This window comes from Bradyrhizobium sp. USDA 4510 (genome assembly GCF_054059095.1).
Genome location: NZ_JBSSBT010000001.1, coordinates 117,362 through 137,950, shown reverse-complemented (window position 1 = coordinate 137,950; position 20,589 = coordinate 117,362). Strand labels below are relative to the sequence as shown.

Genomic DNA, 20,589 nt, shown 5'->3' with positions numbered 1-20,589 from the left:
AAGGTCGGATTGCCCCACCCCGCAATGGCGAGTTCTCTCTCGGACAAGCGGGCGGCCGCGAAACCTGTCAAAGTTTCGTGGCTTGTCCTGTCCAAGCCGGACATGCCACAAACGATCACTACCTCCCGGGACGAAACGAAGAGAACCCCATGAACCTAAAGACCTTGAGCGCGCTGGCGGTCGTCACATCGCTGGCTTCCGCATCCTCCGCGCTGGCGCAGGATGCCGCCGCCGGCAAGACCTCGTTCAATAAATGCCTCGCCTGCCACGCAATCGGCGAAGGCGCCAAGAACAAGGTCGGCCCCGAGCTCAACGGCCTCGACGGCCGCCATTCCGGCTCCGCGCCCGACTACAATTATTCCGATGCCAACAAGAATTCCGGCATCACCTGGAACAAGGAAACCTTCCTCGAATACATCAAGGACCCGAAGGCCAAGATCCCCGGCACCAAGATGGCATTCGCCGGCATCAAGAACGAGAACGAGGCCAACAACCTCTGGGCCTACGTCTCCTCGTTCGACAAGGACGGCAAGCAGAAGTAATCGGCGGTATCGGTCGCGCCGTCCGCCCGGCGCCTATGCCGGGGCGGACGTTAGAACGGGGATGGCCTTTCTTCGGAACGCCATCCCCTTTCAGCGCGGCAACAGATTGGTCTTGGCGAGATCGACCACCTCGTCGCCGCGGCCGCTCATCACCGCGCGCAGCACCCACAGGCTGAATCCCTTCACCTGCTCCAGCGTAATGGTCGGCGGCATCGACAGCTCCTGCGTCGCGGTCACGACGTCGAGCACGGCCGGGCCGTCATGCGCGAGCACGTCGCGGATCGCACCCTCGAGCTCGCCGGGATCCTCCACCCTGACGCCGTGAATGCCCATGGCGCGGGCCATCGCCGCGAAATCGGGATTCTTCAGATCGACCCCGGTCTCGATGAAGCCGGCGGCCTTCATCTCCAGCGCGACGAAGCCGAGCACGCTGTTGTTGAAGATCACGACCTTCACCGGCAGCTTGGCCTGGGTCAGCGTGATCAAATCGCCCATCAGCATGGCGAAGCCGCCATCGCCGGACATCGACACCACCTGCCGTCCGGGCTGCGCCGCCTGCGCGCCGATCGCATGCGCCATCGCATTGGCCATCGAGCCATGGACCCAGGAGCCCACCAGACGGCGGCGGCCGTTCATTTTCAGATAACGCGCGGCCCAGATCGTCGGCGTGCCGACGTCGGCGGTGAACACCGCATCCTCGCTCGCCTGCTCGCTGAGCAGGCGCGCCAGATATTGCGGATGGATCGGCTTCTGGCCCGGCTTGCCGCGGGCGAGATCGTCGAGCCCGGCGCGGGCGTCCTTGTAATGCGCGAGGCTGGCATCGAGATGCTTGCGGTCGGTCTTCACATGGAGCTTCGGCAGCAGCGCGGCGATGGTCTCGCCGACCTCGCCGACGATGCCGAGATCGAGCTTGCAGCGGCGGCCGAGATTTTCGGGGCGGATATCGACCTGCGCGATGTTGATGCCGGTCGGGAAGAACTGCTTGTAGGGAAAATCGGTGCCCAGCATCAGCAGCACGTCGCAGCCGTGCATGGCGGCATAGCCGGAGGAAAAGCCGATGAAGCCGGTCATGCCGACGTCGTAGGGGTTGTCGTATTCGACATATTCCTTGCCGCCGAGCGCGTGCACGATCGGGCTCTTCAGCGTCTCGGCAAGCTTGATCAAGCCGTCATGCGCGCCGGCGCAGCCGCGGCCGCAGAACAGCGTGACACGTCGCGCGCCGTTGAGCAGTGCCGCCAGCGCGTTCAACTCGGTGTCGGCCGGACGCACCACCGGCGCCGGCGGCAGCAAGCCGGCATTCGGCGCGATGTCGCGCTTCGGCGCCGTCCGCATCGCGACGTCGCCCGGCAGCACCAATACGGCGACGCCGCGCTTGCCGACCGCGGCGCGGATCGCGTTCTCCAGCATGTAGGGCAGTTGCGCCGGATCCGACACCAGTTCGCAATAATGGCTGCATTCGCGAAACAGGTCCTGCGGATGCGTCTCCTGGAAATATCCGCCGCCGATCTCGGCCGACGGGATCTGCGCCGCGATCGCCAGCACCGGCGTGCGGCTGCGATGCGCGTCGAACAGGCCGTTGATGAGATGCAGATTGCCCGGACCGCAAGAGCCCGCGCACACCGCGAGCGCGCCCGTGATCTGGGATTCGGCGGCGGCGGCGAACGCGGCCACCTCCTCGTGACGCACATGCAGCCAATCGATCGTGCCGCGCTTGCGCAACGCCTCGGTCAGGCCGTTGAGGCTGTCGCCGACGACACCGTAGATGCGTTTGACGCCGGCCTGGGCAAGGGTTTCAGCGATGAGGTCGGCAATGTTGTCGATCCGCATGAGAGGTGTCCTTTGCTGCAATCCGAAACCGCGTGGGCTGCATGATGTTCGGCGCCACGCGGCGGCGCAAGCCTTGCCGGATCACATTCGCGCGGCGCAAAGGCGCGGCAGCTATTGCGCCGTCACCGCGTCCCGCACCATCAGGCCGGCCATCGTCTCGATCTCGGACGCCACGAGATCGGGCACGACGTACTGCACCATGTGGCCTGTGTCCGGCAGCACGGTCAGCTTCGCGTTCGGCGCCGATGCGGCGAGCGGCCGCGAGTGGATGCCGGTCGAGACCGTCTTGTCGACGTCGCCCGAAATGATTGACAGCGGCGCCCTGATCTCGGCATAGCGCGGGGCCTGTTCGACAACGGCCGCCTTCAGCGTGACGAGGTCGCGCGCATTGGCGATGAACTCGCGCGGACGCAGCAGGAGCAACGACTGGCTGTCGCGGACGAAATCAGCCGGCACCGGCTGCGGCGCGAACACGCCGCGCGTAGCCGAATTGGCGACGAGGAAACCGAGCGGCAGCGTGATCGTGTGCGCAAGCAATGGTCCGATCAAAGGTGTCGAGATCGCATCATTGTAGCGTCCGGCGCCGCCGCGCCACGGATAGGCGACAGGGGCGAGCAGCACGAGGCCGGCGACGCGGTCCGGATGATCCAGCGCAATGCGCAAGGCGAGTGCGCCGGCCCAGGAATGCGCCACCACGATCGCCCGCTCGACGCCGAGCCTGGTCAGCGCCTCCACGATCATCCGGGCCTGGATCGCGGGCGTCGAATCCGCGACGCGCGCGCGGGTGCTCCAGCCGTGACCCGGCCGATCGATCAGGATCACCCGGCGCGCTTTGGCAACGCGATCGCCGAGCGGCTGCATCGCGCGGAGATTGGAGCTTGCACCATGCAGCATCACGACCGGCGGCCCGACCGCATCGCGCGGGCCGAGTTCGACCACATGCAGCCGCGCCCCGGCCACATCGATCATTCGCCCCTGCGGCGGGAAGGCCCGCTGGATCAGCAGGGCGCCGAGCTGTGTCACCAGCGCCAGGGCCAGCCCTGCGGCCGCCAGCGCAATGATTGCGGTCAACATCGAGGGGATCCGAAAGGTCTTAGGCACCTGATTGGGCACCTGACAATTACGACGAAGCCGAAATCAGGTTTCGCGCGGATGTGCCCCCTGCCAGGGCATGCTCTTGTTCGGAAAGCCAATTGTCGATTATCCGGCTCGCGCCCCGGCGCGGAGTTGTCCACAATGCGCCCAGCCTGTGGATAGCGGGTTCATACCTGCGTCATTAGTCATTTCATAGATTGGCGGTGGCAATTTCGCCATCAGACGCGAGGCTTCATCGAAACCGGGACGCCATTGGAATGCTTCCTGGTTTGTACACGGTATCCACAGGAACCGGCGTCCGCATGACGAGTTCAACGGGAAGTAATCGGAGGAGTACCATGATTTCCGACCCTAGCGATGCGGCCATCGATCAGATCGTGGCGAGCTGCAATGGCGACCTGCGCGGCGCCCTGAAGGCACTGTTGCTGGTGAATGAGCACCTGGAGGCGGAGCTTCAGCAATTCTATGCTGCCGTAGCCCAGGATACCGCGTCCCGCGGCAAGTTCTTGCACTAGCCTCCTGCGCCGGACCGGACCGCGAGCAAGCATCAAGCTCGCGAGCAACGTGCCCATTCGCGGCCATCGCCCCACGATCGCGATCAATCGCACGCAATCAGATATCGCGGCCTTCGACCTTTTCGGTCAGCTGCTTGACGATCTGCGGCACCTTCTCGAGGTAGGGATCGACAGCCAGCGCCTTGCGGAAGGCGTCGAGCGCACGCTTGTCGTCGCCCATGTCCTGCATGATCATGCCGACGCCCGCCAGCGCGCCGAAATGGCGGGGTTCGCGGGTCAGCACCTGCTGCAGGTCTCCAAGCGAACGAACGTAATCGTTCTTCAAATAGTAGATCGTCGCACGCCGGTTCCAGGCCTCGACATAGTCGGGGCGGAGCTTGATCACCGCGTCCAGCAGCTTCAGCGCGACATCGACATTCTGGGCGTCGATCGCCGCCTTGGCGCGCACCATCAACAGCGCCGCGGTATCGCTCGGGGTTTGCAGCCACAGCGCCCAGATCCGCGCCTCGACATGGCGGGCACTGTCCTCGTCGGGCGCGGCCTTCAGCGCGCCGAACAGGAAATCCAGCCCGCGGGTCCGGTCGGCCGGCACCTTCGGCAGCTTGGTCGGAGCTTCAGGTAGTTTTTTCTGGGCCCTGGGCGGCGGGACAACCCGCGGATCGTCCTGCGCGACGGCCGCAACGGGCAGCACCAGAAGCGCGGCGATCAGGATCGCCAGCCGGCGGTTGGTGGGCCCCAGGAACTTCAATCCGAGCTTTAATCCCATGGCCGAAGTCTAGACGCACAACGCCGCACTGCAAAGCAGCGCGGCGTCAAAGACCTGTGAAGGAAGGATCGGAATCGGCCGGCGATCCGGGCGGGATCAGCCTTGTCGATCAGATTTGTCGGATCAACCCTGGCGCGCCTTGAAGCGGCGCTGGACCTTGTTGATCACATAGACGCGGCCCTTGCGGCGAACCAGACGGTTGTTGCGATGGCGGCCGCGCAGCGACTTGAGCGAGTTACGGACCTTCATGGGACAATCCTGTTACTTCGAAAGGCCCGTGTTGGAGGCCGTACCTGATCAATGCCATTATTTGGCAAAATGGGATTTATCCCGACAAGCGGCCTGCCGCCCGGGACGGCCGGGTTCTAAGCCATCGGACCGTTAAATGTCAACCGAGATGGGCCGATTTTCGGGCCTGTCCCGGCCGGGAACCCGCGCCAGGCACCGCGCCACGCCATTGAGATCGCTTCGGAAACGGGGACAGCCACAATTATCCGAACCAGCGACGGACCCGCCGTCGCCCTTTGACGATGGCGCCGCGGCCGCCGAATCGAGTTTTCGTCCTCCTCGCGCCCGCCCCCGACCGTGACCGAACCGGACTTTGCGCTGGATTGAGCTCGGCGCGACCATAAGCCTTCAACGCTACGGCGCTTGCGAAAATCGTTATATCATATAATTATTTTCCATCACCCAATGAACAGGCCGCCGAGGAAACCGAATGCCCACGCTCAAACTGCCCGACATCGAAAAGGTCACCGCGATCGACATCCACACCCATGCAGAGGAGCCGTGCGGCATGCATGGCGACGACGGCTATGACGACTTCCAGGCGCAGATGGCCGACTACTTCAAGTCGCCGCACAAGCATCCGCCGACCGTGCCGGAGACCGCGGCCTACTACCGCGCCAAGAACATCGCCGCGGTGATCTTCCCGGTCGACGCCGAGCGCGAGACCGGCTTCCGCCGCTACAACAATTACGAAATGCTCGAGGTCGCGTCCGACCATCTCGACGTGCTGATCCCGTTCGTCTCGATCGACCCGCACAAGGGCAAGCTCGGCGTCCGCGAGGCCCGCAAGCTGATCGAGGAATACGGCGTCCGCGGCTTCAAATTCCACCCGACCATGCAGGGCTTCTACGCCAACGACCGCATGGCCTATCCGCTCTATGAAGCCATCAATGACGGCGGCGCGATCGCGCTGTTCCACACCGGCCAGACCGGCGTCGGCTCCGGCATGCCGGGCGGCATGGGGATGCGGCTGAAATATTCCAACCCGATGTACATGGACGACGTCGCGGCCGATTTCCCCGACCTCAAGATCATCCTCGCGCATCCCTCCTTCCCCTGGCAGGAAGAGGCGCTGTCGGTCGCGACCCACAAGCCGAACGTCTATATCGACCTGTCCGGCTGGTCGCCGAAATACTTCCCGCCGGTCCTGGTCCGCTACATCAACTCGATCCTGCAGGACAAGATGCTGTTCGGCTCCGACTGGCCGGTGATCACGCCGGACCGCTGGCTCGCCGACTTCGCCAAGCTCGACATCCGCGAGGAGATCCGGCCGAAGGTCCTGAAGGCCAACGCGCGGAAGATTTTGGGAATCTAAGGGAGTATTGTCGGCGGCAAGCTTCGGAGGTGGTTCATGACGAACTTCACCGGACTTGCCACCCTCTTCGCACTCCTGATCGGAAGCGCAGGGCTCTGCTGCGCGGAACGCGGCGGGCAGCCGCCCGCGTTCGTCGAATTCGAGAGCCCGCTTGTAAGTGCGCAGCCGCTGCAAGGCTATCTGCGAACACCCGATGGACCCGGCCCCTCGCCCGCCGTGGTGCTGCTGCACGGCTGCGGCGGCTTCTTCAAGCAACTCGACGAGCGCTGGGGCAAGCGGCTGGCGGCCTGGGGCTATGTCACGCTCACGGTCGACCGGTTCGGGCCGCGCGGCATCAGCAGCGCCTGCACGGGCGGCGCGCCGGCCGCAACCGTCCATGACGCCTATCGTGCGCTGAGCTATCTCGCGCGGCAATCGGCGGTCGATCCCGGTCGCGTCGCGGTGGTGGGGTTCTCGCAAGGCGCCTGGCTCGCCCTGCTCTCGGTCGAGCGTGGCGCGATCGAACATAACGCGGCAGAGAAATTCCGCGCAGCCGTTGCATTCTACCCGCCCTGCCTCAGCATCAAGGGCGACATGACGGTGCCGACGCTGATCATGGTCGGCGAGCTCGACGACTGGACGCCGGCCAAGGAGTGCCGGACCTTGGCCGAAGGCCGCGACGACTACGGCATCTCCCGGCAGAATAGTGCGGGACATCCGATCGAGCTGATTGTCTATCCCGGCGCCTATCACGGTTTCGACGTGCCGCATTACAGCACGCCGGTGCAGCTGCTCGGTCATCACCTCGAATTCAACGAGGTGGCCAGGGATCAATCCATCGACGCACTCAGGAAATTCCTGTATGCGACAATCGGCGGGCAAGAGAGATCACAATGACCATCAAGGCAATCGTCTTCGACGCCTACGGCACACTCTACGACGTCCAGTCGGTCGCCGACGTCACCGAGGATGCGTTTCCCGGCTATGGCGACATCATCACGCAGGTCTGGCGCATCAAACAGCTCGAATACTCCTGGCTGCGTTCGCTGATGCGGCGCTACCAGGATTTCGCCGTCGTAACCCGCGACTCCCTCGCCTACACGCTGCGCTGCCTCGGCCTGCAATATGACGCGGCGACCTTCGCCCGCATCATCGACAAATATCAGCATCTGGCGCTGTATCCGGATGCGGTCGGCGCGCTCGAGGCGATGAAGGACAAGAAGCTCGCGATCCTGTCCAACGGCAGCCCCGACATGCTGAATGCACTGGTGCGCAATTCAGGCCTCGACCGCGTGCTCGATGCGACCATCAGCGTCGATGCCCACAAGGTGTTCAAGCCGGCGCCGGAGGCCTACACGCTGATCGAGGAGGTGCTGAAAGTACCGCCGGCGGAGGTGCTGTTCATTTCCTCCAATCCGTGGGACGCCTGCGGTGCCAAGTCGTTCGGCCTCAACGTCGCATGGATCGAGCGGGTGACGCCGCAAGCGATGGCGCTGGCCTGCGTCGAAAGCGAGACGGTCGCCCCATTGACGATGTTCAAGGCGCTGCGTACCCAGATGGACGAGCTCGGCGTCGCACCCGATCACCGGATCCACGGTCTCTCCGAACTTCCCGCACTGGTGTCTGCAAGGTCCTGAACAACATGAGCCTCGAGTCTGTCCGCGCCTTCTTCGCCGAGAAGGCGCCCGAAATTTCCGTGATCGAATCTACCACGAGCTCCGCGACGGTCGTGCTGGCGGCGGAGGCCTATGGCGTCGAGCCGGCGCGGATCGCCAAGACGCTGAGCCTGCGGGTCGGCGACCGCGTGGTGCTCATCGTCGCCGCCGGGACGTCGCGAATGGACAACAAGAAGGTGAAGGCGGCGTTCGGCGGCAAGCCGAAGATGCTCGGCCTCGACGAGGTCGCCGACATCACAGGCCACGAGGTCGGTGGCGTCTGCCCGTTCGGGCTGAAGACGCCGCTGCCGGTCTATTGCGACGTGTCGCTGAAGGCGTTCGATGTCGTGGTGCCGGCGGCAGGCTCGACCCACAGCGCGGTCCGCATCACGCCCGACAGGATGGCGGAGCTGACTGCGGCCGAATGGGTCGACGTCTGCGAAGTCAGACCTGGGGATTAATCCTCATCGTCGAACGGCGGCCGCGATGGCGCGGGCTGCATCGGCTGTGGTGCGCGCGGCCGCTGCTGCATCTGCGGCTGCTGCGGCGCACGGCCCTGCGCTTGCGGCTGTTGGGCCCGCCCCTGGGTCTGCGACTGTTGCGCGTTTGATTCGAACACGGCGCGACAACTGTTGGAAAGTTGCGGCGTGTTCTGCCGCAGGCAAGCCACGATGCGCTGCACGTCGGGCACCTGGTCGCTGCAGAGCCGCCACACGTCCGGTGTGCACGCCATCTGCTGTTCCCAGGTTCCCCGATACTCCTCGGCGACGGCGGCCGTTGCCGTGACAGCTCCGCCGATCGCTATGGCAAGGCTCAGGACGATCCGCTGCGATCGCATGTCGGGCTCCCGTTGTTCCAGATACTGGCCCGCGCGCGCATGTTCCCGCGCCGCGATTTGCTCCAAAGCTGCCCAATGAATGCGGCCAAGGATCGTTCGCGCGGACAACTAAAAGTGAAGAGAGTTTGTCCCGGGAGTTCCCTATTCGACCTTGCCGATCTTCTTCACCGCCGCGATCAACCGCGCGCTGTCGTCTGCAACAAATTTTGAGAACGCCGGCGCGTCCATATAGGCGACAGGACTGCCCGCAGTCTCGAAAGTCTTGATCACCTCCGGCGCCTTCACGGCATCAGCCATCGCCGCGCGCAGCCGCTCCATGATCGGCGCCGGCAGCGCTGACTGCGCGAACAGTCCCGCCCAGATGTAGAACTCGACGTCCCTGTAGCCGAGTTCCTTGAAGGTCGGCAGATCGGGGAAGCTCGCGATCCGCTCGGCGCCCCAATTGGCGAGCACGCGCATCTTGCCGTCCTCGACCTGCTGCTTGAGCGTGCCCGGCGCCGACGCCAATGCCTGCACGGTGCCGGAAAGCAGTGCGGTGAGCGCCGGGCCTGCGCCGCGGAACGGCACATGCAGCAGCTTGATTCCTGCGCTCGCCGCGAACATCTCCATCGCGACATGCAGCGTGCCGTACGGACCGGACGAGCCGTAAGGAATCTGTCCCGGGCGTTTCTTCGCATCGTCGACGAATTCCTGCAGCGTCTTCCACGGCGCCGAGGCCGGCACCGCGAGCAGCGTCGGGTCGGCAAGCACACGCGCGATCGGCGCGAACTGCGACACCTCGTAGGCAACCGGACGATCGAACAGCCGGTCGGCCTCCGGCAGCACCGCGAGCGAGGACAGCGTCATCAACAGCGTATAGCCATCGGGCTCGGCGCGCGCGGCCTGCGCATTGCCGATCGATCCGCCCGCTCCGCCGGCGCGATTGTCGACGATCACGGGCTTGCCGAGGATACGCTCCAGCGCGAGCGCCACCGGTCGCGCCGCAAGGTCGGCCTGGCCGCCGGCCGGAAACGGCACGATCATCGTGATATTGCGGTTGGGATAGGCGGCTTGCGCAAACGCGGAGTTGGCGAGCGCAGCCTGCGCAAGCGGCAATGCGGCAGCGGCGCGCAGGAGTTCGCGGCGGTTCATCGAGAGTTTCTCCCCAATCATCTTTTTTGGCGATCGCAACCGATCGCGATGCCGCAGTCAGAGCCGCGGCTTGGTCGCATCGTGCAGGACCGGAGCGCTGATCTCAAGCGTCCCGCGCGTCGCACCTGACGCCGACTGACCGATGGGGAAGATCGAGCCTGGTCGGCCGAGTGCATGTTGAGATTCGATCGAATAACGACGGCGCTGTGCTCCCTCTCCCCGTTCTTGCGGGGAAAGGGTCGGGGTGAGGGGCTGCCTCCGCGTAAACGGCGACAGTTGGACTTGTGGAGGCTCCCCCTCACCCGGAACGCATCTAACGATGCGTCATAGCCGAAGCTCCGCTTCGGCGTTCTTGAGAACGGCCGCCAAAGGCGGCCTATACCTCTCCCCGCACGCGGGGCGAGGTAAAGCTGAATCCGCTGCGCGATGTGGTGTAAGTCATCTTGCTCTAGCGCTTGCGCGCCGCCCTGCGGGTCTTTCCGACCGACCGCTTGCTGGCCGCGCCGCGCTTGGTCGCGGTCTTCTTGCTGGCGGCCGCGCGTCGGACCGGAGCAGCCGCGGCCGGCCGCTTGCGCGCCGGCGCCTTCTTCGGCGCCTTCCTGGCCGTTTCCCTCACGGCTTTCCTGGCGGCCTTCTTCGCTGCTTGCGGACGCGCGCGTCGCGCGGTTGTCGCGCTGCGGCGCCGCGTGCTGCTGCCTCCGATCGGAACGAGGTGGTCGTTGGCATCCAGCGTGAGCTGCTGGAGCGGGAACGCCGGCAGGAAGCTCGGGTCGTTGTAGAGCTTGCTCAAACTGTCCTGGTCGAACTTGCCGCCCTGCCCGCGGTCCTCGCCCGCGCCGGCGCGCCAGGCCGCTTCCCAGACCCGGGCCAGGGTCTTGGCACCGTCCTGCATGCAGGCCGCGGTGGCGTCCTTCAGCTTCGACCACAGCGCCTCGACCTGTCCGCTGCCCATATGCGAATTGAACAGGTTGACGATGGTCATCGGCGGCAGCCGCTTCACGGTCCGCTGCATCAGCGCGACCACGGCGACCGCAGCGTCGCGCCCGGTCGGCGTGCCGCCCGGAGCAATCTCCGCGACGTCGCTGGTCCGGGCGTCAGGAATCATCTTGATGAGATCCTTGCCGTGGCGGCCGATCATCGTGGTCTCGTACACGCTGTGCACCTTGGCATGCGCCTTGTCGCTCGGATCGAGGCCATGGTGGAATTGCGAGATGTGCAGCGGCTGGCAGGCATCGCCGATGTAATGCGCGACGATGCCCGCGGCGCAGACGAATTCCAACTTCTTGTTGGCGGCGGCGTACTCGACCATCTCGTCGAAAATCTGCCAGACCCGGAACGGCAATGCGCCGCGCCGGTCCTCGCCGATCCCTTCGTAATAGTCGTTCCAGACCTTCGGATCGACGTTGCGCGTCGACTCCGCACAAAGATCGAGCAGCGTCTTGCCGTCCTTGCCCGGCTTGTCCATGTCGGCGAAATGGTTGCTTTCGTCGGTGTGCCGGGTGAAGCGCCAGACCAGGTCGGCGACGTCGGCCAGCGGCGAGAATGTCCCTCGCTGATGCGGCTTGAGGTCGGCAAGCAGCTTGTCGTCGAGGCCGATATTGTCGGAATTGGCGTCCATCATGGTGGCGAGCTTGGGCAACTTCGCATCGATCAGACTGGTCGCGTAGGCGCCGATCTTGACGTGGCCCCATTCGCCCCAATACTCGGTGTGACCGGCGTTCCAGTCGCCGATCAACTCGACATCGAGCTCACGGCACAGCGTCGACATGCAGATCCCGAGCGCGACCTGCATCGGGACCTTGCCGCTCGATCCGAACAATTCCTGGCCGCCCCATTCGAGCGCCAGAGGACTGAGGATCCGCGCGCCGCTGGGGTTCTTCTTGGCGTCCGGATCGTCGACAAACCAGACCGTGCCGGAGTCGCCCGGATAATTGTTGAGCGGCGTGTCGCCGTCGCGCGGGCCGATCACGAAATCGCTGACATATTCCACGCCGCCGACGGTCTTGTAGCGATAGAATAAGCCGAGGATCTTGCCCTTCATCAATCCGCTGGTCGCACCGAAGGCGATCAGCGGCTGGTTGATGATGTCGAGACGGAAGGTGCCGACATTGAGGTCGACGACGTCGCCGACCTGGCCGACGCCGTAGACCTGTGCGGTCCAGCCCTTGACGTCATCGACGCGGATCAGGCCGGCATCGAGATTGGCCACCACGCGCGAGCCGGGCCAGCCGGGATAGACCTCGCTGAAGGCGCGCTTGCCGAGTTGCAGCGCATCGCTGACGCCGAGGCGGCGGTCGGTGTTCTTGAAGCCGGCGAAGATCTCGCGGCCGGCGGCGCCGACCACGTGACGGTTGGACAACGCAAACACCGTCTCGCCATTGGTGACGAGACAGCCGATCGAGCCGCGGTGGATCTTGCCCTGGATCATGGTCTGCACCGGAAAGCCGCCGCCGACCAGATCGCTCTTGAACACCGGCGGATCGACGGTGCCGGGGCTGCCCTCGTTCGGATCGACCTTGACGACGCAGGTGGGCACGACGCGACCATCCGGCAGATAGAGGAATGGAGGCACCAGCTGGTCCTGCTTCTCGGGATGGTTCTTCAGCTCGGAGCGCTTCATCCAGTCGCGGACGAAGACGAGGATGCAGGGCCACGACCAGTCCTTGACCGACGAGTTGAACAGCGTGCGCGGTCCGAGCGCCTGCGGCTTGGAGTGCGCCTTTCTTTCCGTCGCGTTGCGGTCGTTGTCCCGGATCAGATAGCGGCCGATCGCCGTGGCGTAGACCGATTGCAGATGGGCCAGATGCACGTGATAGGCCTCGCGGGCATCGAGCAGATCCTTCACCGACAATGACGTGAAGTCATGCTTGGTCAGATCAATCATCTGGTTCCTCCGAAAATGCGCTTTGCGGCAACACCGGTGCAGGACGCAGAAATAGACGATCGCGGCAGCCCTCGATCGTGGGTTAGTTCACATAAGCAATACAATTTAAAAGGGATGACACGAATGTGACGGGGCGGGCCGGATGTCCCTCCACCGCTCCGCGTGCGGATTTCTATTTCCGCTGCGCACGCCCTTTGGCGAAATGCTTCGCCAGGAAATCCGCCAGCACCTCGACGCGCGCGGGCCGCGGGCCGCCGGGCGGGGTGACGAGATGCACGGCGCCCTCGGGCTGCTTCCAGCCTTTCAGGATCACCTCGACCTCGCCCCGCGCGATCGCGTCGCCGACGATGAAGTCGGGCAGATCGGCGATGCCGAGACCGGCGAGCAGCGCGGGCATCACAGCCTCGCCATTGTTGACCCGGAGCTGGCCGGCGGGACGCACGCTCGCCTGCTCGCCCGACGCGTTGGTGTAGTGCCAGACGCCCTGAGTCGAGAGATAGGCGTAGCCGAAGCATTTGTGCTCGGCGAGATGCATCGGATGGGTCGGCCGGCCGTGGCGCTTCAGATAGGACGGCGCGGCCACCGTGTAGCGCGGCATGCCGCACAGCCGCCGCGCGATCAGCGAGGAATCCGGCAACCGCGCGATGCGCAGGCCAGCATCAAAGCCCTCGCCGATCAGGTCGACCGTGGCATCGCTCAAGTGCAGGTCGATCGAAACCTCCGGATAGGCCTCCATGAATTCCGGCAGCAGCGGCGCCACTGTCTTGATGCCGAAGCTCATCGGCACCGCGAGCCGCACCAGGCCGCGCGGCGTGGTCGATTGCGCCAGCGCCTCATTCTCAGCCGCCTCGCCGTCGGCGAGCAGCCGCGCGGCGCGCTCCGACAATTTCTGGCCGGCATCAGTCAGCGCCAACCGCCGCGAGGTGCGGTTGAACAGCCGGGCGCCGAGCCGCTCCTCCAGCCGGCTGACCGCCTTGGACACCGTCGCCTTGGACAGCGAGAGCTCGGTCGCGGCCGCCGCAAACGACCGTAATTCCACGACTTTTGCGAAGATCGCGAGCGCCTCGAAGTCCGGCAGTTTCGACATGGGCCGCTGTCCTGATTGCTCAATACTGGAAACAATGAGTTTCAATAGTTTCTATTTCTATACCACAGCCGGAGGCATATCCAAGTGCCATCAAATTCAACCGATGGAGAAATCCAATGACAAAGAAGCTCTCAGGCAAGGTTGCCCTCGTCACCGGCGGCTCGCGCGGCATCGGAGCGGCCAGCGCCCGTGCACTCGCCGCGGAAGGTGCGAGCGTCGCGATCAGCTACGTCGCCTCTCCCGAGAAGGCCGAGGCCGTGGTCGCCGAATTGAAGGACAAGGGCGTCAACGCCCGCGCCTACAAGGCTGACCAGGCCTCGTCATCCGATGTCGATCAGCTGGTGAAGACCGTCGCCAAGGATTTTGGCCGGCTCGACATCCTGGTCAACAATGCCGGTGTCGCATCGGGCGGCGCGGTCGACGACCCCAAGGCCGACACCGCGACGCTCGCCCGCCAGGAGGCGATCAACATCAACGGCGTGATCACCGCGATCCGCGCCGCCTCCAAGCTGATGGGCGAAGGCGGCCGCATCGTCACCGTCGGCTCCATGCTGGCGGACCGCGCCTCGTTCCCGGGCCTTGCCGACTACGTCGCTACCAAGGCGGCCGTCGTCGGCTACACCAAGGGCGCGGCGCGCGACCTCGGACCGCGCGGCATCACGGTGAACGTGGTGCAGCCCGGCTCGATCGACACCGACATGAACCCGAAGGACGGTGGCGAGTTTGCCGAGACGCAACGCTTGCAGCACGCGGTGCAACGCTTCGGCCGCCCGGAGGAAGTCGCAGCGGGCGTCGTGTTCCTGGCAAGCCCGGAAGCCTCGTTCGTGACCGGCACCGTGCTCAACGTCGACGGCGGCTTCGGCGCCTGATCGCAAAATTTTCTGGAGACGCCGGGCGCGGTGCGCCCGGCCTGCTCCTCAACATCGACATCAAGGGGAATGACCATGATCGAACTCAGACCATTCGCAAAGCTTGGCGGCGCCGACCACGGCTGGCTGAAGGCCAAGCACCACTTCTCGTTCGCGAGCTACTACGATCCCGATAATGTCAGCCACGGCGCGCTGCGCGTCTGGAACGACGATGAGATCGCGCCCAACTCCGGCTTCCCGGCACATCCGCACGCCAACATGGAGATCATCACCTATGTTCGCGAGGGCGCAATCACGCACCAGGATTCGCTCGGCAATAAGGGACGCACCGAAGCCGGCGACGTGCAGGTGATGAGCGCCGGCAGCGGCATCCGTCACTCCGAGTATAATCTGGAGCCGGCGAAGACCAAGATCTTCCAGATCTGGATCGAGCCGACGACGAAGGGCGGCCACCCGACCTGGGGCTCGAAGCCGTTCCCGAAGGCGGACCGTTCGGGCAAGCTCGTCACCATCGCCTCGGGTATCGACGGCGACAATGACGCGCTGCCGATCCGCGCCGATGCGCGGGTGCTCGCCACCACGCTGAAGGCCGGCGAGAGTGCGGAATACGCCGCCGACAAGGCCCGTCACCTCTATCTGGTGCCGGCGGCCGGCAGCATCGAGGTCAACGGCGTGCGCGTCAATGCCCGCGACGGCGCCGCGATCCGCGACGAGGCCAAGCTGAAGATCACCGCGCTCGAGGATGCTGAGCTCGTGCTCGTCGACGCGGCCTGATCACCACATCCACACTCGTCATGCCCGGGCTTGACCCGGGCATCCATCGGGCTTCGCAAGGGTTCTCCGTTTGATGGATTGCCGGGTCAAGCCCGGCAATGACGGGGTTCCTTAACTTCACCCTACTGCCAAACCACAAGGAGGCCATCATGGCCAAGGTTCTCGTTCTCTATTACTCCGCCTACGGTCACATCGAAGCGATGGCGAATGCCGTCGCGGAAGGCGCGCGCGAAGCCGGCGCCACCGTCGACATCAAGCGCGTCCCCGAGCTGGTACCGGCCGAAGTCGCCAAGGCCTCGTACTACAAGCTCGACCAGGCCGCGCCGATCGCCAAGATCGACGATCTCGCCAACTACGATGCGATCATCGTCGGCACCGGCACCCGGTTCGGCCGCATGGCCTCGCAGATGGCCAACTTCCTCGACCAGGCCGGCGGCCTCTGGGCCAAGGGCGCGCTGCACGGCAAGGTCGGCGGCGCCTTCACCTCGAGCGCGACCCAGCATGGCGGCCAGGAGACCACGCTGTTCTCGATCATCACCAACCTCCTGCATTTCGGCATGACGGTGGTCGGCCTGAACTATGGCTTTGCCGGACAGATGAAGCTCGACGAGGTCACCGGCGGCGCGCCCTACGGCGCAACCACGATCACCGGCGGCGACGGCAGCCGCCAGCCGAGCGAGAACGAACTCGCCGGCGCCCGCTATCAGCGCCGCGCGATCGCGGAAACCGCGAGAAAACTTCACGGCTGATGCGATGGGGGCGGCATTCTCGTTCACGATTGCCGCCCCTGCCTAAGTCGCGACGTCGTTCCCGGACAACGGCGCAAGAGCGATCGCTGCTGGAACGCCAACAGACGCCAAGAAAGGCCGATAATCGACGTAATAGGCGTCCATGCCCAGGATTGCCTGACAATTGGCCGCGAATTGAGCCCTTGAGCGGCGACAAGCCGCGTGTCATCGTGCCCGTCAATATCCAGGCCGGAGCAACATGACGGTTCCCTGTCGCGTCCTAATGATCTATCCGAAGTTCGTTCAGGACTCCTTCTGGAACTATACGGAAGCTTGTGAACTCGTCGATGCGAAGTATCCGGCGGCGCCGCTCGGACTGATCACCGTCGCCGCCATGCTGCCGAAGCATTGGGATATTCGCCTCATCAACCGTAACACCGAGCCCTTGACGGACGCCGATCTCGACTCGGCCGATCTTGTCATGATCGGCGGCATGCTCAACCAGCAGCCTGATTTTCTCCACCTGATCGATCTCGCACACCGGCACGGCAAGCCGGTATGTGTCGGCGGACCTGACGTCTCCTCCAGCCCGCATCTTTACGCCGACGCGGACTTCCAGGTGATCGGTGAGGCAGAGCAAATCATTCAGCAATTTGTCGCCGCCTGGGAAAGTGGAGAGCGCAAGGGCGTGTTCATCGCCGAGAAATTCAAGATCGACGTCACGCTAAGCCCGATGCCCCGCTATGACCTGATCAAGTTCGAGCACTATCTCTTCATTGGCGTGCAATATTCGCGTGGCTGCCCGTTCACCTGCGAGTTCTGCGATATTATCGAGCTGTATGGTCGTGTGCCGCGCACCAAGACCCCCGATCAAATTCTCGCTGAGTTGCAAGCGCTCTACGATCACGGTTATCGCGGACATGTCGATTTCGTCGACGATAATTTCATCGGGAACAAGAAAAACCTCCGCATCCTGCTGCCGCAGCTCAAAGCCTGGCTGGAGGAGCGAGATTATCCGTTCGAGTTTTCGACGGAAGCCTCGATCAATATCGCTGACGACAGCGAGCTGTTGCAGGCGATGAAGGACGCGAACTTCTTCGGGATTTTCGTCGGCATTGAGAGCCCGGATCCGGAGACCCTCGTGCAGATGAAGAAGAAGCAGAACACCCGGCGCGACATCGCCGAATGCATTCACAAGATCTATGGCTACGGCATGTTCGTCACCGCGGGTTTCATCGTCGGGTTCGATACCGAGAAAGCCTCGATGGGGCACGCGATGATCGACTTCATCGAGGAGGCGAGCATTCCAGTCTGCATGGTTGGACTGCTCTATGCACTGCCGGGCACACAGCTGACGCGGCGGCTGGCGAAGGAAGGCCGCCTGCACGAAGGCCACGATCTCATGAAAGTCGAGCAGGCGGGCGACCAATGCACGCTCGGCTGCAATTTCGACACCATACGTCCGCTGCGTGACATCCTTGAGGACTACAAGGCCGTGATCGGGCACGTGTTCGACCCGACGGCCTATGCAGGACGGCTGTCGCGGCTCGCCGCCATGCTCGACCGGTCCGACCGGCGTCGCGACCTGCCGGATGGCGACATACGCAAGAGGCTTGGCGGCATCGAGGGCGTGCACACGATCATGCGTGCCCTGCCGGAGGTCCACGAACCGTTCTGGAAGACCTTCGTTGAGGTCGCCAAGTCCAATCCGGGCGCGCTTCGCTACATCGTGATGTTGATGGCGCTGTATTTGCATTTCGGGCCATTCTCGAAACACGTGATCCGTGAGATTGACCGCCGGATTGCCGCCCTCGACGATATGCCGCCGGTGAGGGCCACGGAGCTTGGGCCGCGAACTAACCTACGTGCGGTTTGACGGCAAAGCGCGTTCGTGCGCTTCGCCGACCAGAGCACGTCGCGCGGAACCAGAGGATCGGTTCCCCCGAGGTCATCGCGACCAATTCGTAATAGCCGAAACACTGTACGTTGCGCAGCCCAGAGGTTTGTCATGACCAACACACAGAAGACCCGCTGGCCGGAACTGCCGACCGCGGCGTGGCGCGACAGCTGTGCCACGCTCCAGCTCTTCACCCAGATCGCCGGCAAGATCCGGCTGGCGAAGTCGCCCTGGCTCAATCACTCCTGGCACGTCACGCTCTATGTCACGGCGCGCGGGCTGACGACCTCGCCGATCCCCGACGGCGATCGCACGTTCCAGATCGACTTCGATTTCATCGATCACGTGCTCCGCATCTCGACCAGCGACGGCACCGAACGGCAATTCGCGCTGGCCGGTCAATCGGTCGCAAGCTTCTACGCGGCGGTCATGAGCAATCTGAAGGACCTCGGCATCGACGTCGCCATTGACGAGATACCGAACGAAGTCGCCGATCCGATCCGCTTTTCGCAGGATACGCAGCATGCGTCGTACGACGCGGATGCCGTGCGCCGGTTTCACCAGATCCTCGTGAACTGCGATCGCGTGTTCAAGCAATTCCGGACCGGCTTCCTCGGCAAGGCGAGCCCGGTGCATTTCTTCTGGGGCAGCTTCGATCTCGCGGTGACGCGCTTTTCCGGCAGAACCGCGCCGCGGCATCCCGGCGGCGTGCCCCATTTGCCCGACGAGGTGGCGCACGAAGCCTATTCGCACGAGGTCAGCAGCGCCGGCTTCTGGCCGGGCGGCGGCGCGATCGATTATCCGGCATTCTATTCCTACGCCTATCCGGAACCCGCGGGCTATCGCAACACGCCGGTACGGCCCGATGCTGCGTTCTTCAGCGAGGCGCTTGGCGAATTCATCCTGCCCTACGACGCCGTGCGGACGGCTGCCGACCCGGACAAGGCGCTGCTCGAATTCCTGCAATCGAGCTATGAGGCCGCGGCCATCAACGCGAACTGGGACCGTGCTGCGCTGGAATGCGCACCGGGCCAGCCGGGCGTGGTCCGAGGGATCTAGCGGCGCGCCGCACCGGCGGCTCAATCCTCTTCGCGACGGGTCGCCTTGGACAGTCGACGAAGGCGCATAGGTTAAATTTCGTGTTACGTCTTTACCGCATCGTTGCTTGGCCGAGCTATCTTTCGGACGACGCCCCGCGACCCCGGCCGGCTCGAACACTACAGGCAGTATATTCGTGAGCGCCCCGCAACCCGTCACGATCCCGCGACAACCATCGCACGCTGATCGGTCATGACGCGGCCATCGATCCTTGCCCTCGCGGTCAGCGCGTCGATTCTGCTGTCGGTCGCCGCGCGGGCCTGTCCCGCCTTGATCGAAGGTGTCCCGGCCGAGCGGCTCGAGGCGCTGTCACGCGGCGTCAATGCCGACGGCTGGATCGCCGATCCGCGGTCGGCGCCGCCCCGCGGCCTGCTGCGCGAGCTGCGCAAGGCCGGCATGACCCACATCCGGCTGCCGGTGCCCGCCGACTTCGTCATGCCGCGCTTCGCCGCGAAAGCCGAGATAGACGGCCGCCTGCGCACCGTCGATGCGACGCTCAAGACCCTGCTCGCGCTCGGCTATGCGGTGTCGATCGACTTGCACTCCGGCGAGCGCTTCAACGCGCTACACAAGGACGATCCGCCCAATGCGATGACCGAAATGAAGCGCGCCTGGACCGAGCTCGCACGGGTCATGCAGCGCTATCCGTCCGACCGTGTGTTTGCGGAACTGTTGAACGAGCCGGATGTCGAGGCCGCGCAATGGCAGGGCGAAGTCCGGGAGCTGGCCGGCTTCATTCGCGCCCTGCTGCCGCAGACCACACTGGTCACCGGGCCGGTCAACTGGCAGCGCGCGGATTCGCTGCCGGATTTCACTCCGCTCGACGATCCGAATGTCGTCTATGCCATCCACTTCTACGATCCGATGGTGTTCACCCATCAGGCCCATTGGGATCCGAATGAACCGCTGCACGACGTCACCGGATTGCCCTATCCGGTCCGCTCCGACGATCCCAAGGTTCAGCAGCTGCGGGAGCAACTCACCGCGCTGGACAGGCGCACGGCGCTCGCGATGGTGGACCGTGCCATTCCCGACCGCGGCATTGACAAATGGCTCGAACCGGCGGCCGCCTGGCAACGGCAATATTCGCGGCCGATCATCATCAATGAATTCGGTGTGCTCAAGGCCGGCGCGCCGCGCGATAGCCGGCTGCGCTGGCTCGCCGGCGTGACCGCCTACGCCCGGCAACAATGCTGGGGCTGGACTCATTGGGAGCTGTCGCAAGGCTTCGGCCTCGCCGACCCGGTCACTGGCAAGGTCGACCGCGAGGCGCTGAGGGCCTTGCTCGGGACCCGCTGACC

20 protein-coding genes are annotated in these 20,589 nt (G+C 64.5%); 12 read left to right on the top strand and 8 right to left on the bottom strand.

Going from position 1 to position 20,589, the window contains the following annotated elements:
- The first annotated feature begins 149 nt into the window (after positions 1–149).
- Positions 150–542, top strand: a complete 393-nt coding sequence (cycA, locus tag ACVMDN_RS00650) for a cytochrome c-550 CycA (RefSeq protein WP_018269764.1) — start codon at positions 150–152, stop codon at positions 540–542.
- 90 nt (positions 543–632) lie between these two features.
- Here cycA and poxB read toward each other — a convergent pair whose 3' ends face one another.
- On the bottom strand, positions 633–2,369 hold the full coding sequence (gene poxB / locus ACVMDN_RS00645; protein ID WP_057018106.1) for a ubiquinone-dependent pyruvate dehydrogenase: 1,737 nt from the start codon (positions 2,367–2,369) through the stop codon (positions 633–635).
- Between the two features lie 111 nt (positions 2,370–2,480).
- Complete coding sequence (locus tag ACVMDN_RS00640) at positions 2,481–3,443, bottom strand: alpha/beta fold hydrolase (RefSeq protein WP_057018107.1); 963 nt, start codon at positions 3,441–3,443, stop codon at positions 2,481–2,483.
- Positions 3,444–3,802: 359 nt separating this feature from the next.
- On the opposite strand from ACVMDN_RS00640, the gene ACVMDN_RS00635 reads away from it, so the two are divergent.
- Positions 3,803–3,979: a hypothetical protein gene (locus ACVMDN_RS00635; protein WP_018269760.1), complete on the top strand. Its 177-nt coding sequence runs from the start codon at positions 3,803–3,805 to the stop codon at positions 3,977–3,979.
- Positions 3,980–4,076: 97 nt separating this feature from the next.
- Here the strand turns inward: ACVMDN_RS00635 and ACVMDN_RS00630 are convergent, their stop codons facing one another.
- Both ACVMDN_RS00630 and ykgO read right to left on the bottom strand, forming a co-directional pair.
- Entirely contained in the window at positions 4,077–4,745 is a 669-nt protein-coding gene (locus tag ACVMDN_RS00630) for a tetratricopeptide repeat protein (protein WP_057018108.1), read from the bottom strand.
- Positions 4,746–4,868: 123 nt separating this feature from the next.
- Positions 4,869–4,994, bottom strand: coding sequence for a type B 50S ribosomal protein L36 (gene ykgO / locus ACVMDN_RS00625; RefSeq protein ID WP_002718645.1), 126 nt, complete (start codon positions 4,992–4,994; stop codon positions 4,869–4,871).
- 469 nt (positions 4,995–5,463) lie between these two features.
- Here ykgO and ACVMDN_RS00620 point away from each other — a divergent pair, with 469 nt between their 5' ends.
- The 4 genes from ACVMDN_RS00620 to ACVMDN_RS00605 are packed head-to-tail and all read left to right on the top strand — an operon-like array spanning position 5,464 to position 8,443.
- Positions 5,464–6,348, top strand: a complete 885-nt coding sequence (locus tag ACVMDN_RS00620; protein ID WP_076827560.1) for an amidohydrolase family protein — start codon at positions 5,464–5,466, stop codon at positions 6,346–6,348.
- A 36-nt stretch (positions 6,349–6,384) separates the two neighbouring features.
- A complete protein-coding gene (locus ACVMDN_RS00615) occupies positions 6,385–7,224 on the top strand; it encodes a dienelactone hydrolase family protein (RefSeq protein ID WP_057018110.1) in 840 nt (279 codons plus the stop codon).
- Entirely contained in the window at positions 7,221–7,964 is a 744-nt protein-coding gene (locus tag ACVMDN_RS00610; RefSeq protein ID WP_076827564.1) for a haloacid dehalogenase type II, read from the top strand. Before ACVMDN_RS00615 ends, ACVMDN_RS00610 begins: the two co-directional genes overlap by 4 nt.
- A 5-nt stretch (positions 7,965–7,969) precedes the next feature.
- Positions 7,970–8,443 (top strand): YbaK/EbsC family protein, encoded by a 474-nt coding sequence (locus ACVMDN_RS00605; protein WP_050384246.1) that lies wholly within the window; start codon positions 7,970–7,972, stop codon positions 8,441–8,443.
- On the opposite strand, the gene ACVMDN_RS00600 is transcribed toward ACVMDN_RS00605, so the two are convergent.
- The 4 genes from ACVMDN_RS00600 to ACVMDN_RS00585 form a co-directional block, all read right to left on the bottom strand.
- Entirely contained in the window at positions 8,440–8,820 is a 381-nt protein-coding gene (locus ACVMDN_RS00600) for a hypothetical protein (RefSeq protein WP_168856521.1), read from the bottom strand. The two genes, ACVMDN_RS00605 and ACVMDN_RS00600, sit on opposite strands and share 4 nt — an antisense overlap.
- A 141-nt stretch (positions 8,821–8,961) precedes the next feature.
- The gene (locus tag ACVMDN_RS00595) at positions 8,962–9,951 is read right to left on the bottom strand and encodes a tripartite tricarboxylate transporter substrate binding protein (protein ID WP_076827566.1); all 990 of its coding nucleotides are present in this window, start codon (positions 9,949–9,951) and stop codon (positions 8,962–8,964) included.
- 448 nt (positions 9,952–10,399) lie between these two features.
- Positions 10,400–12,835, bottom strand: coding sequence for a Nal1-like putative serine protease (locus ACVMDN_RS00590; protein ID WP_076827568.1), 2,436 nt, complete (start codon positions 12,833–12,835; stop codon positions 10,400–10,402).
- Between the two features lie 172 nt (positions 12,836–13,007).
- Positions 13,008–13,922: a LysR family transcriptional regulator gene (locus ACVMDN_RS00585; protein WP_016846155.1), complete on the bottom strand. Its 915-nt coding sequence runs from the start codon at positions 13,920–13,922 to the stop codon at positions 13,008–13,010.
- A gap of 116 nt (positions 13,923–14,038) precedes the next feature.
- Between ACVMDN_RS00585 and ACVMDN_RS00580 the strand changes: the two genes are divergently transcribed.
- The 6 genes from ACVMDN_RS00580 (at position 14,039) to ACVMDN_RS00555 (ending at position 20,587) form a co-directional block, all read left to right on the top strand.
- Positions 14,039–14,791: an SDR family NAD(P)-dependent oxidoreductase gene (locus tag ACVMDN_RS00580; protein WP_076827570.1), complete on the top strand. Its 753-nt coding sequence runs from the start codon at positions 14,039–14,041 to the stop codon at positions 14,789–14,791.
- Between the two features lie 75 nt (positions 14,792–14,866).
- Positions 14,867–15,565, top strand: coding sequence for a pirin family protein (locus ACVMDN_RS00575; RefSeq protein WP_057015482.1), 699 nt, complete (start codon positions 14,867–14,869; stop codon positions 15,563–15,565).
- Between the two features lie 149 nt (positions 15,566–15,714).
- Positions 15,715–16,314 (top strand): NAD(P)H:quinone oxidoreductase, encoded by a 600-nt coding sequence (gene wrbA, locus ACVMDN_RS00570; protein ID WP_456835784.1) that lies wholly within the window; start codon positions 15,715–15,717, stop codon positions 16,312–16,314.
- 238 nt (positions 16,315–16,552) lie between these two features.
- Entirely contained in the window at positions 16,553–18,169 is a 1,617-nt protein-coding gene (locus tag ACVMDN_RS00565; protein WP_076827575.1) for a B12-binding domain-containing radical SAM protein, read from the top strand.
- A gap of 132 nt (positions 18,170–18,301) precedes the next feature.
- Positions 18,302–19,249, top strand: coding sequence for a DUF5996 family protein (locus ACVMDN_RS00560; protein ID WP_076827577.1), 948 nt, complete (start codon positions 18,302–18,304; stop codon positions 19,247–19,249).
- A gap of 231 nt (positions 19,250–19,480) precedes the next feature.
- The gene (locus ACVMDN_RS00555) at positions 19,481–20,587 is read left to right on the top strand and encodes a glycoside hydrolase family 5 protein (protein WP_076827578.1); all 1,107 of its coding nucleotides are present in this window, start codon (positions 19,481–19,483) and stop codon (positions 20,585–20,587) included.
- The last annotated feature ends 2 nt before the right edge of the window (positions 20,588–20,589 follow it).

Excerpts from the sequence above, each read along its gene's own strand:
- cycA (WP_018269764.1), top strand. The coding sequence starts at position 150 with ATGAACCTAAAGACCTTGAGCGCGCTGGCGGTCGTCACATCGCTGGCT.
- poxB (WP_057018106.1), bottom strand. The coding sequence starts at position 2,369 with ATGCGGATCGACAACATTGCCGACCTCATCGCTGAAACCCTTGCCCAG.
- ACVMDN_RS00640 (WP_057018107.1), bottom strand. The coding sequence starts at position 3,443 with ATGTTGACCGCAATCATTGCGCTGGCGGCCGCAGGGCTGGCCCTGGCG.
- ACVMDN_RS00635 (WP_018269760.1), top strand. The coding sequence starts at position 3,803 with ATGATTTCCGACCCTAGCGATGCGGCCATCGATCAGATCGTGGCGAGC.
- ACVMDN_RS00630 (WP_057018108.1), bottom strand. The coding sequence starts at position 4,745 with ATGGGATTAAAGCTCGGATTGAAGTTCCTGGGGCCCACCAACCGCCGG.
- ykgO (WP_002718645.1), bottom strand. The coding sequence starts at position 4,994 with ATGAAGGTCCGTAACTCGCTCAAGTCGCTGCGCGGCCGCCATCGCAAC.
- ACVMDN_RS00620 (WP_076827560.1), top strand. The coding sequence starts at position 5,464 with ATGCCCACGCTCAAACTGCCCGACATCGAAAAGGTCACCGCGATCGAC.
- ACVMDN_RS00615 (WP_057018110.1), top strand. The coding sequence starts at position 6,385 with ATGACGAACTTCACCGGACTTGCCACCCTCTTCGCACTCCTGATCGGA.
- ACVMDN_RS00610 (WP_076827564.1), top strand. The coding sequence starts at position 7,221 with ATGACCATCAAGGCAATCGTCTTCGACGCCTACGGCACACTCTACGAC.
- ACVMDN_RS00605 (WP_050384246.1), top strand. The coding sequence starts at position 7,970 with ATGAGCCTCGAGTCTGTCCGCGCCTTCTTCGCCGAGAAGGCGCCCGAA.
- ACVMDN_RS00600 (WP_168856521.1), bottom strand. The coding sequence starts at position 8,820 with ATGCGATCGCAGCGGATCGTCCTGAGCCTTGCCATAGCGATCGGCGGA.
- ACVMDN_RS00595 (WP_076827566.1), bottom strand. The coding sequence starts at position 9,951 with ATGAACCGCCGCGAACTCCTGCGCGCCGCTGCCGCATTGCCGCTTGCG.
- ACVMDN_RS00590 (WP_076827568.1), bottom strand. The coding sequence starts at position 12,835 with ATGATTGATCTGACCAAGCATGACTTCACGTCATTGTCGGTGAAGGAT.
- ACVMDN_RS00585 (WP_016846155.1), bottom strand. The coding sequence starts at position 13,922 with ATGTCGAAACTGCCGGACTTCGAGGCGCTCGCGATCTTCGCAAAAGTC.
- ACVMDN_RS00580 (WP_076827570.1), top strand. The coding sequence starts at position 14,039 with ATGACAAAGAAGCTCTCAGGCAAGGTTGCCCTCGTCACCGGCGGCTCG.
- ACVMDN_RS00575 (WP_057015482.1), top strand. The coding sequence starts at position 14,867 with ATGATCGAACTCAGACCATTCGCAAAGCTTGGCGGCGCCGACCACGGC.
- wrbA (WP_456835784.1), top strand. The coding sequence starts at position 15,715 with ATGGCCAAGGTTCTCGTTCTCTATTACTCCGCCTACGGTCACATCGAA.
- ACVMDN_RS00565 (WP_076827575.1), top strand. The coding sequence starts at position 16,553 with ATGACGGTTCCCTGTCGCGTCCTAATGATCTATCCGAAGTTCGTTCAG.
- ACVMDN_RS00560 (WP_076827577.1), top strand. The coding sequence starts at position 18,302 with ATGACCAACACACAGAAGACCCGCTGGCCGGAACTGCCGACCGCGGCG.
- ACVMDN_RS00555 (WP_076827578.1), top strand. The coding sequence starts at position 19,481 with ATGACGCGGCCATCGATCCTTGCCCTCGCGGTCAGCGCGTCGATTCTG.